Annotated in this window: 10 protein-coding genes; 6 read left to right on the top strand and 4 right to left on the bottom strand. The window is 50.8% G+C overall.

What is annotated here, in order from left to right; translation table 11 throughout:
• Window positions 1-129: 129 nt before the first annotated feature.
• From GC128_RS13995 to fes, 3 genes are read right to left on the bottom strand one after another with little or no spacing between them, the layout of a single operon-like run.
• Complete coding sequence (locus GC128_RS13995; protein ID WP_407643507.1) at window positions 130-4,017, bottom strand: enterobactin synthase subunit F; 3,888 nt, start codon at window positions 4,015-4,017, stop codon at window positions 130-132.
• A 40-nt stretch (window positions 4,018-4,057) separates the two neighbouring features.
• On the bottom strand, window positions 4,058-4,279 hold the full coding sequence (locus tag GC128_RS13990) for an MbtH family protein (protein ID WP_151994818.1): 222 nt from the start codon (window positions 4,277-4,279) through the stop codon (window positions 4,058-4,060).
• 15 nt (window positions 4,280-4,294) lie between these two features.
• Entirely contained in the window at window positions 4,295-5,509 is a 1,215-nt protein-coding gene (fes, locus tag GC128_RS13985; protein ID WP_151994817.1) for an enterochelin esterase, read from the bottom strand.
• A gap of 278 nt (window positions 5,510-5,787) precedes the next feature.
• Between fes and GC128_RS13980 the strand changes: the two genes are divergently transcribed.
• The 3 genes from GC128_RS13980 (at window position 5,788) to gdhA (ending at window position 10,287) form a co-directional block, all read left to right on the top strand.
• Window positions 5,788-8,061, top strand: coding sequence for a TonB-dependent siderophore receptor (locus GC128_RS13980; RefSeq protein ID WP_151994816.1), 2,274 nt, complete (start codon window positions 5,788-5,790; stop codon window positions 8,059-8,061).
• Between the two features lie 104 nt (window positions 8,062-8,165).
• Complete coding sequence (gene entD, locus GC128_RS13975; RefSeq protein ID WP_151994815.1) at window positions 8,166-8,840, top strand: enterobactin synthase subunit EntD; 675 nt, start codon at window positions 8,166-8,168, stop codon at window positions 8,838-8,840.
• A gap of 103 nt (window positions 8,841-8,943) precedes the next feature.
• Window positions 8,944-10,287 carry an NADP-specific glutamate dehydrogenase gene (gene gdhA / locus GC128_RS13970; protein WP_151994814.1) on the top strand — a complete coding sequence of 448 codons (1,344 nt, stop codon included), beginning with the start codon at window positions 8,944-8,946 and terminating at the stop codon, window positions 10,285-10,287.
• Between the two features lie 81 nt (window positions 10,288-10,368).
• Here gdhA and opgB read toward each other — a convergent pair whose 3' ends face one another.
• Window positions 10,369-12,648 carry a phosphatidylglycerol--membrane-oligosaccharide glycerophosphotransferase gene (gene opgB / locus GC128_RS13965; protein WP_151994813.1) on the bottom strand — a complete coding sequence of 760 codons (2,280 nt, stop codon included), beginning with the start codon at window positions 12,646-12,648 and terminating at the stop codon, window positions 10,369-10,371.
• Between the two features lie 442 nt (window positions 12,649-13,090).
• Between opgB and ahpC the strand changes: the two genes are divergently transcribed.
• The 3 genes from ahpC (at window position 13,091) to GC128_RS13950 (ending at window position 16,632) form a co-directional block, all read left to right on the top strand.
• Window positions 13,091-13,654, top strand: a complete 564-nt coding sequence (gene ahpC / locus GC128_RS13960) for an alkyl hydroperoxide reductase subunit C (protein ID WP_151994812.1) — start codon at window positions 13,091-13,093, stop codon at window positions 13,652-13,654.
• Between the two features lie 100 nt (window positions 13,655-13,754).
• Complete coding sequence (gene ahpF, locus GC128_RS13955) at window positions 13,755-15,323, top strand: alkyl hydroperoxide reductase subunit F (protein ID WP_151994811.1); 1,569 nt, start codon at window positions 13,755-13,757, stop codon at window positions 15,321-15,323.
• A 220-nt stretch (window positions 15,324-15,543) separates the two neighbouring features.
• Entirely contained in the window at window positions 15,544-16,632 is a 1,089-nt protein-coding gene (locus tag GC128_RS13950) for a NapC/NirT family cytochrome c (RefSeq protein WP_151994810.1), read from the top strand.
• Window positions 16,633-16,663 lie beyond the last annotated feature (31 nt).

Below are 16,663 nucleotides of genomic sequence, written 5' to 3'. Positions count from 1 at the left end.
GGGGCGTTGGCTGCACTCTCAAACCCCAGTCACTTACTTTAGTAAGCTCCTGGGGATTTGCTCCCTTGCCGCCTTCCTGCCACTCGAATTATTTTGGGTATAGCTGATTTAAAATCTACTCAGAACTTATCAATCCAACGCTAACACTCGCTGCAACACCGGCCCAATTTCCTCGAAAGCATTTGGGGAAATGATATCGACATGGGCGCAGTTCAGGCGGAATACATCAAGTTCGCCAATCCATGGTGCCCAGGTTTGTTGCGGGTCCATCCCTTCTGGCAGCGTTCGCTCGGCCACAAACAGCGTGGCTTTGCCGGCAAACGGCACACTTTGCGCCGTGGTAAGCAGGCGCACCGCATCGCCGTAGTTCCCTTCGATAGCCTGGAATAACGCATCCGACGTTTGCCCCTGCTGAGCGGCGACAAAAGCCGCACGTTCGCGGTTGATTTCATCAAGCACCGCCGGGTCGAGTTCGTTGGCACCTTTTTCAGCCCAGTTTTGCGTTTCCGGTGGCCAGGTATCTAACAGCCCTAAGAACGCTACCTTTTCACCCACCGCTTCAAGACGCGCAGCAATACCTTGCGCCAGCGTGCCGCCTAATGAATATCCCATCAGATAATACGGGCCATGCGGTTGAAGTTGACGCAGGGTTTGCAGGTGTGTTTCGCAAACCTGCGCCAGGTTTTCAGCCTGCTGCATCGGGCCATACGGGCGCGGGGACTGAATACCGGTTATCGACCAGCGCGGGTCGAGATAGCGCTGCAATACGCTAAATTGCCAGGCAAAACCAGACGCCGGGTGGAAGCAATAGAGCGTTGGCCCGGTGCTTTTACGCAGCGGCAGCACGGCATCAAACCCTGCCCGATTCGCTTCTTCTTCACCGCAATCTTTGGCCAGCATTTGCGCAAGCTGGCCGACTGTCGACGCCACCATCACCTGCCCAACCGTCACCGGCCTTTCAAGCGTACGGCGTAGTTGAGCCGCGAGGCGCATCGCCAGTAATGAATGGCCGCCGAGGGCAAAGAAATCGTCATCTATCGAGTGAATTTCGCATCCCAGCAAATGGGAAAAAGCGTCTGCAATGGTGATTTCTAAAGAAGATACCGGTGCGCGCCCTGTGCCACGTATCGCCAGTTCCGGCAACGGCAGCGCTTTTCTGTCCAGTTTGCCATTCGCGCTCAATGGGAAATCATCAAGCTGAATGAGCGCGACCGGCACCATGTGCGCCGGGAGCACGTTGCCCAATTGTTCACGCAGAGTGTCGACGGGCAAAACCTCGCCTGAAGCTGAGACCAGATAGCCCACCAGTTGGCGGGCATCGCCACCGCTTGCGGCCTCTTTATTGAGCACACAGGCGTGCGTCACTGCCTGCGCAACTTCCGGCAGCGCCTGCAAAGCGCGGTCGATATCGCCCAGTTCAATGCGTTGCCCACGAATTTTTAACTGATCGTCACTGCGGCCAAGATATTCCACCGCGCCATTATCAAGCCAACGCGCCACGTCGCCCGTACGATACATGCGCTCGCCCGCAGCAAAAGGATCGGCAACAAAGCGGCTGGCAGTAAGATCCGGGCGGGATAAATAGCCCTGCGCCAGCTGGATCCCGGTAAGGTAAAGATCACCTGCGATCCCGACAGGAACCGAGCGCATTGCCGAGTCCAGAATTCGCAGCCCGGTATTCCACACCGGCCAGCCAATCGGAACGCTGCTGCCGGAAGCCTGTGCTAATTCCTCACCAAATGCCGGATACCAGCTCACGTCGACCGCGGCTTCCGTTGGCCCATAAAGGTTATGCAGCGGCACGTGGGTGAGATGTTCCCACTGGCGACAAAGTTCTGTTGGCAGTGCTTCGCCGCTACAGAATACGCGTTTTAAAGTTGCGCATTTCGCTACCGCATCGGCATCGGTTAACGCGGCAACAAACGCCGCCAACATTGATGGAACAAAGTGTGTAGTAGTCACTCGATAACGAGCAAAAAGCTGCTGCAACGCTTCCGGGTCGCGGTGCGCTTCAGGTGGGGCCATAACCAGTTGTGCGCCAACAATATACGGCCAGAAAAATTCCCAAACGGACACATCAAAACTGCATGGCGTTTTCTGCAAAACCACATCGTCACCGTTTAACGGGTAGTGATTTTGCATCCACAACAGGCGGTTAACGATAGCCTGTTGCCCTACCATTACCCCTTTCGGGCGGCCCGTTGAACCGGATGTGAAGATCACATACGCGGTATGTTCAGGGTGAGAGAGATTGTGAGTCTGCGGCGGCTTAAACGTTGTCAGCACATTTTGATAGCAGAAGGTTTGCAGACCATGAACAGCACTAAAACGTGGTAACTGCTCTTGAGAAGTGAGCAACAAACGCGGCGCGGCATCTTCAAGCATCATATGAAGGCGCTCATCGGGATAGCCAGTATCGAGCGGCAGCCATGCTGCACCCACATCAACAATCGCTTGCAGCGCCAGGGATAAAAAGACCGAGCGAGGGAGTGCCACGGCAACCACATCACCCGGTTTTACGCCACGTAACAGCAGTTCACTCGCCAATGCCTGAACCTGTTCACGCATCTCGCGATAACTGAACTGGTGGTTTTCATCCGCCAGCGCCGGTGCATCTGGTGTGCGCTCCGCTTGCTGCGCAATAAGCTCGCTTAACGTTGTCGAAGGGACTGACGTTTGCGTAGCATTTACGCTGTCCAGCAGCGAGGTTTCGGATTCATGCAACAGTTGGGCATCTACGCATCGTAATGCAGGATTGGCCGCAAACTGGCGCAACAGAAGCGGCAAGCGCGCAATATGCTGCTGCAAAGTTTGCGCATCGTAACGCTCGGCATTTGCCAACATCTCAAGGGAGAAGTCACCTTGTTCGCTGATGTAGAGCGCAATTTCCAGGTCGCGGACCGGGCCTGAAGCCATTTGATGCGTGATGCCTTCAATACCATTGAAATCAAGCCGGTAATCGAACATTTTCAGGTTTATTACTGGGCCATACAGCGGTTCGCCGTTTGCGATAAGCCCCAAATCGCGCTGGATTTGTTCAGCATCGTAACGCTGGTAACGGCGTATACCTTTCAGTTCTTTGGCGAGGTTTGTCGCAAGGCTGGCGAGGGTGTAGTCGGATTCAATATGTACACCAAACGGCAATACATTCAGCACCGGGCCGGTGGCACACAGTGCGGTGGAACCCATGCGGCGCATAAAGATAAAACCGGCGGAATACTCATTGCGGCCACTTAAGCGCCCGAGCCACAACGCCACCAGTCCTAACGCCATATCGGCGGCTGTCAGGTTTTGCAGGCGGGCGTTTTCAACCAGTGCATTAAAATCTGCCGACTCAAAACGTAGCGTCTGGCGAATCAGTTTTGTGCTAACCCCTTGGCCAGTAAGCGGTTTGGTTGACAGAGTGGCAGGTGGTGGCAACTGTTTAGCTTTGCTTATCCAGAATGCAGAATCACGCCGCCAGGCATCCGTTTTGCTGTAATGCTCGTATTCTTCAACCACTTCGCTAAAGGGAGTAAATGGCGTGGGTTCAGGCGCTTGGTTTTGGCACAAGTCGCTATAAATATTGGCAATTCGGCGGGTAATAGCGGTGAAACTAAAGCCATCGACCACTAAATGATGAAAACGTTGATACCAGAACCAGCGTGTATCTGAGATACGCAGCAGTTGATGATGGTAAAGCGGCTTACCGCTGGCAATGCGCAAATCCCCGTCGAGATCGTCGCGCATCATCGCTTGTGCAGTGGCGATCGGATCGATTTCATTGCGCAGATCAACGCAACAAGGGGCAACAAACGACGCGTTGGGGTCTATCCACTGCCGCGCTTCGCCGTCCACTTCGCTAAAGCGCATGCAAAGGGTATCGGCCTCTTTCATGCCTGCCACTATCGCCTGGCACAGTAACGCTTCGTTGAGTTCTCCATTTAGCTCAACATAGTGTGCCACGCTCCACATATTGGACTGTTGTGACAGCTGATCCGCCATCCAGATTCCGGGCTGCGCTGCTACCAGCGGCATGGTTTTTATCTGTTGTTCCAGTGCTGGCGTCATCATTAATTCACTCACCAATCACCTCTTCTTTTGCAAAGGAGGCGGGTTGAAGTTCGCTCCAGTTGGCAAGCAACCAGCGGTTACATTCATCGTTTGATGCGGGTTCACAAACCACCTGCCAGCCATCGGGCAATGCACAATGTTCCGGCCATAAGCTGAACTGTTGCTGCGCATTTTCAAGGATGAAAAAACGGCTCTGCAACGAGTCGAAAGGGTTACTGAATTCCATAGTTAACTCCGCTCTTTAAGGCGCTTTCCAAAGCCAGGCGAGACCGTCCAAAAGACCGCCTCGCCAGCAAAGCGCATCGTGCCCACCATCAACCTGACGGTAGAAAACAGCTCGCTGTGTTTGTTGTAGTAAGGGGTAAATTCGTTGATTAACTTGATGAATAAGAGGTTCTCTGACCCCTGCCTCAAGATAGATACGCAGCGCTTTTTCACACGCGAGCCCATCTTCCAGTTGCCGTATCAACTGCCCGCCCTGCTGGTTGTTTTCACGACGTGGCCACCAGTAAGAACCTGACTGGCTCAGCACACAGCCAAATTGTTCAGGCCAGTGAAGTGCGGCATAAAGCGAGGAAAGACCGCCAAAGCTTTGCCCGGCGACTACCGTGGTTTCAGGGTTTTCATTCCAGCAGGTAACCGTGCGCAGGTGCGGCAGTAATTCTTCTTGTACTGCCAGCCAAAACTGCGCATTACAGGGCAGTTCATCACTGCGGGTTGCGTTGTCGATGACATCAATCAACACATAAACGGCGGGAGGTAATACGCCAGCATCAGTTTGAGCCTGAAGTGCAGACCACACTGGCATCCCTTCAGCCCAGAATTGGCCGTCGAGCAAAATCGCCAACGGGCGATGCTCGGGCTGGGCGTCACCGGTTGCAAAAATCCATACACTACGCTGGTTTTTCAGGCGCTCACTCAACCAGGAAATATGCTGAGGTGTGTGATACGGCGTGTCTGGTTTTTCCCAACCGGCCTGCATTGGCGCATCAGGAAGATGGAGTGCTGACATCGGATGCCCTCGCCCACCGAGCCAGCTTTCAGGATTTAGCGGATCGGCAATCGCAAGTGGCAACAGTTTTCGCCAACCTTCTCGCAGCGCCATGCGCTCCGGCACGATGCCTTCAAAAGCCTCTGCCGGGAAATCATCTTCGCTGTTTGTTGGAATGAGGCAATAACTGCCTCGCCATGTAGCAGTTAGCTGCGTTTGCCATTGCCAGACATCAGTTCCGACAATACGTTCGAGCGTTTGCGGACGCGAGCGTTGGTGGTGATCTGTCACGCCCGTGATGTAAATCCAGACTCGCTTTGTCGGTGAGGTTTGCTCGCAACCCTTAGGGTCACGCCATAAAAAAGTCACCTCACACATATCATCATTTTCAAAGGTAACGGCGGGGATCCCTTGCGCTTGTTTTTCCTGCCACCAGCACTCACTTCCTGTCAGCAAATTCGTCACTCGAACATAACCTTATGAAATTATTGATAACGGACAATAATCTTGAAATATATTGATAATACTATTGATAATTATTTGCATTTACAATAGCGTATTTCCGCGCTTTGAGCTACCAGCTTCCTGGTGCAAAAACAATTAATTGCCGGACTTGAACGCACGATTCCCTCATTTCGGGGCTGTTGCAGACAGTTTCGGTATCGCTTCGTAACATCCATGCTGTGCCCGATCCCTCTGGGAATGGAATGACACCGGGCGCAGCGGAAAAGCAGGCCGCCATAATGAATAAGAAAATTAACTATTCCCTCGCAATGCTAATCAATCTGGGAATATACGGTGTTGCAGCACCTGTCTTTGCGGCAGAGCAGGCGGCACCAGCAACGGCTCAGACCGCTGCGACCAACGACGACACGCTCACTCATGAAGACACTCTGGTTGTTACCGCCGCCGCGCAAAATTTGCAGGCACCAGGCGTTTCAACCATCACCGCTGAAGAGCTGAAAAAACGCCCACCAGCGCGTGATATTTCCGAAATCGTCCGCACTATGCCAGGCGTTAACCTGACCGGTAACTCCACCAGTGGCCAACGTGGTAACGGTCGCCAGATTGATATTCGCGGTATGGGCCCGGAAAACACCTTGATTCTTATCGATGGCAAACCGGTCACCAGCCGAAACTCGGTACGACTTGGCTGGCGTGGCGAACGTGATACACGTGGCGATGCAAGCTGGGTACCACCTGAAATGGTCGAGCGTATCGAAGTTATTCGTGGCCCGGCAGCAGCGCGTTACGGTAACGGTGCGGCAGGTGGTGTAGTCAATATCATCACCAAAAAAGGCACCGGTGAATGGCATGGCACCTGGAACACCTATCTCAATGCCCCTGAGCACAAAGACGAAGGCTCTACTAAGCGCACCAACTTTAGCCTGAACGGCCCACTGGGTGGGGATTTCAGCTTCCGTCTGTACGGCAACCTCGATAAAACGCAAGCCGATGCCTGGGACATCAACCAAGGCCATCAGTCTGAACGTACCGGTAGATACTCAGATACACTGCCCGCCGGGCGTGAAGGCGTAATTAACAAAGATATCAACGGCGTCGTGCGTTGGGACTTTGCACCGATGCAATCTCTGGAACTGGAAGCGGGCTACAGCCGCCAGGGCAACCTGTATTCCGGCGATACCCAGAACACCAATACCAACCAAATCGTGAAAGATAACTATGGCAAAGAGACTAACCGCCTCTACCGCCAGAGCTACTCCATGACCTGGAATGGTGGTTGGGACAGCGGCCTGACGACCAGCAACTGGGTGCAGTACGAACACACCCGCAACTCACGTATGCGTGAAGGTCTGGCCGGTGGCACCGAAGGGATTTTCTCCAGTGATAAATTCAGCGATATCGATCTGAGCGATGTGCTATTGCACAGCGAAGTGAATATCCCGATTGATTTCGTGTTTAACCAAAACCTGACACTGGGCACCGAATGGAACCAGCAAAAGATGAAAGATTTGTCGTCAAACGGTCAAACCTTTATGGGCGGCCCAATTCCAGGTTCGAATAGCACCAACCGTAGCCCATATTCTCAGGCAGAGGTCTTCTCACTGCTTGCTGAAGACAATATGGAGCTGACCGACAGCACTATGTTGACTCCGGGTCTGCGCTTTGATCATCACAGCATCGTGGGTAATAACTGGAGCCCATCTCTGAACCTGTCTCAAGGTTTGGGGGATGACTTCACCCTGAAAATGGGTATTGCTCAGGCGTATAAAGCACCGAGCCTGTATCAGACCAACCCGAACTACATCCTCTACAGCAAAGGCCAGGGTTGCTACGCAAGCGGCAACGGTGTGGGCTGCTATATGATGGGTAACGAAGACCTTAAAGCTGAAACCAGCGTCAACAAAGAGATTGGTCTTGAGTTCAAACGTGACGGCTGGCTCGCTGGTGTCACCTGGTTCCGCAATGATTATAAAGACAAAATCGAAGCGGGTTACGCGCCAATCGGCCAGACTTCTTCTGGCAAAACCAAAACCGATATTTACCAGTGGGAAAACATTCCTAAGGCTCTGGTAGAAGGGCTGGAAGGCACGTTAAACGTACCGGTTTCCAATACGGTGAACTGGACGAATAACATCACTTACATGTTGGAAAGTAAGAATAAAGAGACCGGCGAGCGCCTGTCCGTTATTCCGGAATATACGTTAAACTCCACCCTGAGCTGGCAAATTCGCCAGGACATTTCTGTGCAATCGACCTTTACGTGGTACGGCAAACAACAGCCGAAGAAGTACAACTACAAAGGTTTGCCTGCAACGGGATCGGAAACCAACGAAGTTAGCCCTTATAGCATTGTTGGCCTGAGTGGGACCTGGGATGCAACGAAGAATGTCAGCCTGACTACGGGTATCGACAATGTCTTCGATGAACGCCACTGGCGCGCAGGTAATGCCCAGACAACGGGTGGTGATGTCGGTTACATGTACGGTGCAGGTGCCGAAACATATAACGAGTCCGGACGTACTTACTACGTGAGTGTGAATACGCATTTCTGATAGACCCCCGCTTACGCCATGCAGTCCCTCTCCTTTTTGGAGAGGGACTGCGATAACTGCCCTCATCCCAACCTTCTCCCCAAGGTAGAAGGAGAAAACATCTGATGAATACTCAGCTCACCCATTTCAGCCTCTGTGACACGACGCAAACTATCGTGCGGGTGGATTTTGACGCTGTCACTTTTCAACCCGATGACCTGCTGTTACTCCCGCATCACAAGCGTCTTGAAAATGCTGTCAGGCAACGCAAAGCCGAGCATCTCGCTGGCCGGATTGCTGCCAGAGAAGCGCTGCGTCTTCATGGAATAAGCCATCATATTCCGGGCATTGGCCTGCACCGTGAACCTTGCTGGCCGCCAGGGTTTACCGGCAGCATGACTCACAGCGGCAATGTGGCGCTGGCAACAGTAATCGCTGACTCGGCGCAAATGCGTGTGGGAATTGGCATTGATTGTGCTGAAATTATTACGCCAGATGTCGCCGGGGAAATTTACCCTGGCATAATTGATAGCGCGGAAAGAGAAGTTTTGTGCTCGACCGCCCTCCCCTTTCATTACGCATTAACGCTGGCATTCTCTGCCAAAGAGAGTTTATTCAAAGCCTTGTTTCGCCACGTTGGGCGCTATTTTGATTTTTCAGCTGCATCCATAAGAAAAATAGATGACAAGCATCTTATTCTGACGCTCAATCATTCACTTGGGCCATTTAAAAAAGAAAGTAAATTCAAAGTGATATGGGAAAATCACGCTACGCAATTAATAACGCTAATACAGTTATAAACAGCATAAGATAAATCACTTGCGGCCTGGTAATAAGTGAATGTTATATTCGAAAGAACACAACACATCTACAACATCACTTATAACAAGGACTTCTTAATCTATGGAAAACTCGCTTTCTCTCGAATCATTCCTGAACTCTGTTCAACAACGTGACCCGCACCAACCTGAATTTGCACAGGCAGTACGTGAAGTTATGACCACGCTCTGGCCGTTCCTGGAGCAAAATCCGCAATACCGCCGTTTGGCACTTTTAGAGCGCCTTGTTGAACCAGAACGTGTGATTCAGTTCCGCGTCACCTGGGTTGATGACAAAAATCAGGTGCAGGTTAACCGCGCATGGCGCGTGCAATTTAGCTCGGCGATTGGGCCATTCAAAGGCGGGATGCGTTTCCACCCGTCAGTGAACCTCTCAATTCTGAAATTCCTCGGCTTTGAACAAACCTTCAAAAATGCGCTGACCACACTGCCAATGGGCGGCGGTAAAGGCGGTAGCGACTTTAACCCGAAAGGTAAAAGTGAAGGCGAGATCATGCGTTTTTGCCAGGCGCTGATGATGGAGCTGTACCGCCACCTCGGGCCAGATACTGACGTTCCGGCCGGTGATATTGGCGTGGGTGGGCGTGAAGTCGGCTTTATGGCCGGGATGATGAAAAAGCTCTCCAACAACACTTCTTGCGTGTTCACCGGTAAAGGGTTGTCGTTTGGCGGCAGTCTTATTCGCCCGGAAGCGACCGGTTATGGCCTTATCTACTTCACGGATGCGATGCTCAAACGTCATGGCCTGGGCTTTGAAGGAATGCGCGTTGCCGTTTCTGGTTCCGGTAACGTGGCGCAATACGCCATTGAAAAAGCATTATCACTGGGTGCGCGCGTGGTAACGGCATCGGATTCCAACGGCACTGTCGTGGATGAAGCGGGTTTCACTAGCGAGAAGCTGGCGCGTCTGGCTGAGATCAAATCCAGCCGCGACGGGCGTGTTGCGGATTACGCGAAAGAGTTTGGCCTGCAATATCTCGAAGGGCAACAACCGTGGAGCGTACCGGTTGATATCGCGCTGCCGTGTGCCACACAAAACGAACTGGATAGCGAAGCTGCTCGTGCGCTGATTGCCAATGGCGTGAAGGCCGTGGCTGAAGGTGCGAATATGCCGACCACCATTGAAGCTACCAATCTGTTCCTGGACGCGGGCGTGCTGTTCGCACCGGGCAAAGCGGCAAATGCGGGCGGTGTGGCAACTTCAGGTCTGGAGATGGCGCAAAACGCCGCTCGTATGGGATGGAAGGCAGAAAAAGTTGATGTTCGCCTGCATCACATCATGCTGGATATTCACGAAGCCTGTGTGAATTATGGCGGTGAAGATAAGCAAACACATTATGTTCGCGGTGCCAATATTGCGGGCTTTGTGAAAGTAGCCGATGCGATGTTAGGGCAAGGCGTTTTATAAGCCGCCTTTAGATAAATCTGACAATACCCTAAATAATTCGAGTTGCAGCCAACACAGCTGCAACTTGAAGTATGGCGGGTATCACGATGTCGGAACCACCTTAATATCTTCCATCCCAATCCCAATCTTGCGTGGTTCGTGACCAAGAATATTGCCTTCATTAGATAACTGCGGCTGCGGTGGAATAATCTCCAGCAAATTACTGCGCTCCGGGTTATCAAAATGCAACGTCGTGGTACTTAACTCTTCGCCAAGCGTAAGTGTTTGCTGCTGGCTCCCGACTTTGACCGGCACCGGCTGACCGATATTCGGGCCAAACGCTTTAGCTGAAATCACCAGGTCAAATTTCTCGGGCAGCGGCTCGGCATATTCAATTTTCACCTCCGGTGCCAGATTCGCATTCGACCAACGCCCCCACTCTTCTGGACGAGAAATACCTGCATACTCTTTCACATTAAGTGGCGCCCCCGGCACATTGAAAATAAAGCTATCTGCCTGGTAGCGGATGGCGTTTTCATCCACTTTCAGCAGCGCAACGTTCTGTTTAAAACGTGCTTTATCGATGTCCTGTTTGGCAAATTCGACCGCATGCTGTTCTTGCTGTTGTTCGATTAAACGCACTGACGGTTGGCCTCCAACTTGCCCCTGAGCGACACACAGCCCAGTTGAAAGTGCCAGTTTAGGTTCCCATAAACGCGCCATTTTGAAGCAACGGTCGGCCCAAATGAATTTGTCATTTTCTTTAAAGTCAGCCAGTTGATAGCGTAACGGCGCGGAATACTCGCTTTCAGGCAACGGCTCTATTTTTTTATCCAGAATGCGCAGCAATAAAGGCATTTTGAAATGCGCGCCTGAATAGCTAAAGGTATTTTTCTTCTGGTCAATTTCATACTGGGTAATCGTTTTCGGGAAGTTCCACAGGTCGATAACGTCCGGTTTCCACTCCATCACCTTTTCTTTGACGTTAAGAAATACCGATGCAATCGACTGCCCGGACAAACTACTGCGTCCTAAGCCAAGATAATTATCGCCGCCTAAAACATCTAATACCGTTGCGCCATTATCCAGCGTGCTGCGTTTAACTGGCACCAGGTCGGCCTGTGGTTTATCACCGCGAATAATAAAGAACAGGTTATTTCTTTCGTGCTGATTGAGATATTTATACGCGGTGTTATTCATTGCCAAATGGTCGGAACTTACGACAATGACGGTATTGTTAAAATACGGTGATGCTTTTATCTTTTCGATAAGTGCAGCGACATGTTCCTGGCTGCAAGCCACGGCGCTGAAGGATTGGTTTTCTTTGCCGTCAAAATTGTAGCTACGGCGCTTACAGGTTTTCGAGATAAAGCCGTCCGGGTGATGCGTGTCGACGGTCAGCGTAAACAGTGAGAAACGCTTATTCTTTTTCGACAGCTCAACATACTTTTCATAGACCTCGTCCAGAACCGTATCGTCGTAGAAACCCCAGTTATTGCGGTATTCGGGGTCTGCGACCATGCTTTTCAGCTCTTGTGCGCCGTACATATGGTCGAAACCATGAGACTGTAAAAAAATGTCTTTGCCCGCAAAGCGTAAGTCTGCGCCCTGCATAAAGTAGTTTTCATATCCCGAGGCTTTCAGAATATCGCCAAGGCAGATATTTTTTGGGAAAAAACTCGACATTGAAGCTGATGAATTCCCCTCAAATGGTGCAAATAAAGGAATACCACATTGCGAGGCGACCATTCCGGCAATGGTGTAATCGGTGCCGGGTAATTGCACAGTATGGCTGAAATCTATTGCTTCATCTTTAAGCCCGGTTAATTCCGGCGCTAAATCAGGGAAGAACTCTGGCTGTAAATAAGTTCGTTCCAGACTTTCACCGTAAATATAAACCAGGTTTAATTTAGGATCTTTGATGCTCCCCTGCGGGACTTTGTAATAAACATCAAAATCTGAGTTACCAGAACGAGTCTGTGATTTCACCAATTCTGTGACCTGGCGAAATGCTGGCGAGGCATCAACCGAACCCATCGCTAACGCAAGCGCCAACAGGCTGTAGCCAAAATGGTGAGGGTAGTTTTTACGGCGGCGTAAAATCCAGGTCAAGCCGCTGAAAACGGCCACCAGCGCAACAAACACCCCGACACTTGGCAAGATATACTTCCCGATCCCTGCCCCAGTCAGACTGCTGGTAAGGGTGTAAAGCACTGCATCGTTGATCCCATCGCCGGTGAAGTAGTTACTGGCAACAAAGGTCACGTTCAGGACAATATAGAGTCCTAAAATCAGAAGGATAGCGCTAAACCACCAGGCGTTACGACCTGCTTTTACGGCGTATACGGCAATAGCTGCGACAAACAACACGATTGAAAGCATTTCCGACAACGCCTGACCCTCGAAATAGATGCGCACAATGGCACAAAGCTGTACTCAGAGATTAGTGAGCACTAAATCTAACGTTGTTGTCACAGTCCTGCAATTTTCCTGACATGAAAATGTGCTCTATTTCGGGATTGTACCCGCTGTAAATATGGGTATTGCATTGTTCGATAGTAAATAGCTATCAGAACCATCGTTAATACAACGGTTGAGTGGATTGACCAGTACTGCGCGCAAATGATTTAATCGCGCCGCTGTTATAATTTTTTAAAGTGGAATTGTAACGCGCAACATGAAGGCCACCCCGCAACGGGTGGCTTTTTTTATGCCTGCCATTTCGCTTGTAAGGTATTACTTATCAATTCGATACGGTCTACCCATTAGAGCCAAACGCGAATATTCGGTACCTTTCTCCCATCGCAAAACGGAGGAAGTACAGATGTCTTTAATTAATACGAAAATCAAACCATTCAAAAACAGCGCTTTTAAAAACGGTGAATTCATTGAAGTAACCGAGAAGGATGTAGAAGGCCGCTGGAGCGTTTTCTTCTTCTATCCAGCTGACTTTACTTTTGTATGCCCAACTGAACTGGGCGATGTTGCTGACCACTACGAAGAATTCCAGAAACTGGGCGTGGATATCTACTCTGTTTCCACTGACACCCATTTCACGCATAAAGCATGGCACAGCAGCTCTGACACCATCGCTAAAATCAAATATGCGATGATCGGCGACCCAACTGGCGCGCTGACTCGTAACTTCGAAAACATGCGTGAAGATGAAGGCCTGGCGGATCGCGGTACCTTTATCGTTGACCCACAGGGCATCATTCAGGCTATCGAAGTGACTGCTGAAGGCATTGGCCGTGACGCCTCTGACCTGCTGCGTAAAGTGAAAGCAGCTCAATACGTTGCTTCTCACCCAGGTGAAGTTTGCCCGGCTAAATGGAAAGAAGGTGAAGCAACGCTTTCTCCATCTTTGGACCTCGTCGGTAAGATCTAAAAAATAATAAGACAATGAACACCTGCAATAACTAACTCAGCGGTGGGCAGTGCGCAAGCCTGCCCACCCTGGTTATTCTCGCCATCAGGGAGATTTACCCATGCTCGACAACAACATGAAAACCCAACTCAAGGCCTACCTTGAGCGCTTAACCAAACCTGTTGAGTTGATTGCCACGCTGGACGACAGTGCAAAATCGACCGAGATAAAGGAACTGTTGGCAGAAATTGCTGAGCTATCTGACAAAGTTTCTTTGAGTATTAATAACGATTTGCCGGTGCGCAAACCGTCATTTTTGATTACTAACCCAGGCTCTGATAAAGGCCCACGCTTTGCGGGTTCCCCACTCGGCCATGAATTTACTTCTCTGGTTTTGGCTTTGCTCCAGACCGGGGGACATCCGTCGAAAGAGTCACAGGATTTGCTTGAGCAGATCCGTGAAATCGACGGCGATTTCCATTTTGAAACCTATTACTCGCTCTCCTGCCACAACTGCCCGGACGTGGTGCAGGCGCTGAACCTGATGAGCGTGTTGAACCCGCGCATTAGCCACACGGCGATTGACGGCGGCGTTTACCAGAACGAGATTCAGGAACGCAATGTGATGGGCGTGCCTGCGGTGTTCCTCAACGGTAAAGAGTTCGGCCAGGGCCGCATGACGCTTGCGGAAATCGTCAGCAAAATTGACACCGGCGCTGAAAAACGTGCGGCCGAAGCGCTGAACAAACGCGACGCTTACGACGTGTTAATCGTCGGCAGCGGCCCGGCGGGTGCGGCGGCAGCAGTTTACTCCGCACGTAAAGGCATTCGCACCGGCCTGATGGGCGAACGATTTGGCGGCCAGGTGTTAGACACCGTGGATATCGAAAACTACATTTCTGTGCCAAAAACCGAAGGCCAGAAACTGGCGGGCGCACTGAAAGCGCACGTTGATGATTACGATGTTGACGTTATCGACACGCAAAGTGCCAGCAAGTTAATCCCGGCGAAGACTGAAGGCGGTCTGCATCAGATTCAAACTGCGTCTGGCGCGACACTTAGTGCACGCAGCATCATCATTGCGACAGGTGCCAAGTGGCGCAATATGAACGTGCCGGGCGAAGAACAGTACCGCACCAAAGGCGTGACTTATTGCCCGCACTGCGACGGCCCGCTGTTTAAAGGTAAACGCGTGGCGGTGATTGGCGGCGGCAACTCCGGGGTGGAAGCAGCGATTGATCTGGCGGGTATCGTTGAACACGTCACGCTGCTGGAGTTTGCCCCAGAAATGAAAGCCGACCAGGTATTGCAGAATAAAGTTCGCAGCCTGAAAAACGTCGACATCATTTTGAATGCTCAAACGCTGGAAGTGAAAGGCGATGGCACGAAAGTTACTGGTTTGCAGTATAAAGACCGCGTTACTGAAAGCGTGCATGAAATTGAGCTGGCAGGTATTTTCGTACAAATCGGCCTGTTACCCAATACCAACTGGCTTGAAGGCAGCGTTGAGCGCAACCGCATGGGTGAAATCATTATTGATGCGAAGTGCGAAACTACCGTTAAAGGTGTGTTTGCTGCGGGTGACTGCACTACCGTGCCTTATAAACAAATTATTATTGCGACGGGTGAAGGTGCAAAAGCCTCTCTGAGCGCATTTGATTATTTGATTCGCACTCCTATCGATAATTAAAAATCATTATTTACCTGCATATTAAAAAGCGGTTTCGGCCGCTTTTTTTCATTCTTTAAATGAATCAAACACACCCCGCCATTCATTAAATAAATGTAATAAATAACTTTTCCTATCAACACCTCATTTTCTATTAAGTGCCATTGACATATTTTGGCTCACTGCTCAAATACCCATAAAATAACCAGTGTTTTATATTAAAGAGTTCAATGAGAATAATATGAACAAGAAATGGATTTTTGTGGTTTGTATGGCAAGTATCGTCGTTGGAGTTATGTTAACCACCCTCACCGGATGGGGTTTAAAAAAGACATCAGAAACAGAATTTTGCCTCTCATGTCATACCATGCAAACACCCTACGAAGAGTATCAAGGGTCGGTTCATTTTATGAATCAAAAGGGTATTCGCGCCGAGTGCAAAGACTGCCATATTCCGGAAGGTGGGCTCGATTACCTCGTGACTAAGCTTCGCGCCAGCAAGGACGTTTATCACGAATTTATCACCAACAAAATTGATACCCCTGAGCAATACGAAGCCCATCGCCTTGAGATGGCACAAACCGTATGGAACCAGATGAAAAGCAACAACTCTGCCACCTGTCGTTCCTGCCACAGCATGGAAGCGATGGATCTACAAAAACAGAGTAGCGATGCGCAGAAAATGCATGCTTTGGCGGTGAAAGAGAACCAAACCTGTATTGATTGCCACAAAGGTGTCGCCCACTTCCCACCTGAAGTCAGCGTAGATAGCAAAGCGTTGGATGCAATGATGGCTGAAGCCATTAAAACCCCAGTCGATTCCCCAGAACGCTTTGCCGTAACCCCAACGCCGTTGGGCACATTGGGCACTGTCTATCCAGCGACAAAAATGAAAGTTTTGCGCCAAATAGATGATGGGCAAGAAGTTGAGATTACCGGCAGCCAGATGCAGGGTGCAGAGCAGGTTATCTACATTGCAACAGGCCAAAGGCTGGTCATTGCGTCTCTTACCCCTGAAGGAATGCAAGCGCTTAAGCCACTGGGTGAATGGCAAAAAGACAGTTACGGCAATGTCTGGCGTGACGTTAGCCTGCAAGGTCCGGTCACAGAGCATTCTTTGGCAAACCGCGAACCTCTTTGGCGCTATGCAAAATCCCTCGACACCGCTTACTGCTCCGGTTGCCACGCCCCTATAGCCGCAGACCACTACACCCTCAACGCCTGGCCTTCTATTGCTAAAGGAATGGGGTCCCGCACAGATATCAGTGATGACGATCTGGACATTCTTTCGCGTTGGTTCCAGTACCACGCTAAAGATGCTGCCCGGTAAGCCGTACGTCATAGCCATGTTCATTTAAGGA

The organism is Buttiauxella massiliensis, assembly GCF_902500225.1.
Lineage (GTDB): Bacteria > Pseudomonadota > Gammaproteobacteria > Enterobacterales > Enterobacteriaceae > Buttiauxella > Buttiauxella massiliensis.
This window is presented reverse-complemented; position numbering and strand designations above follow the sequence as displayed.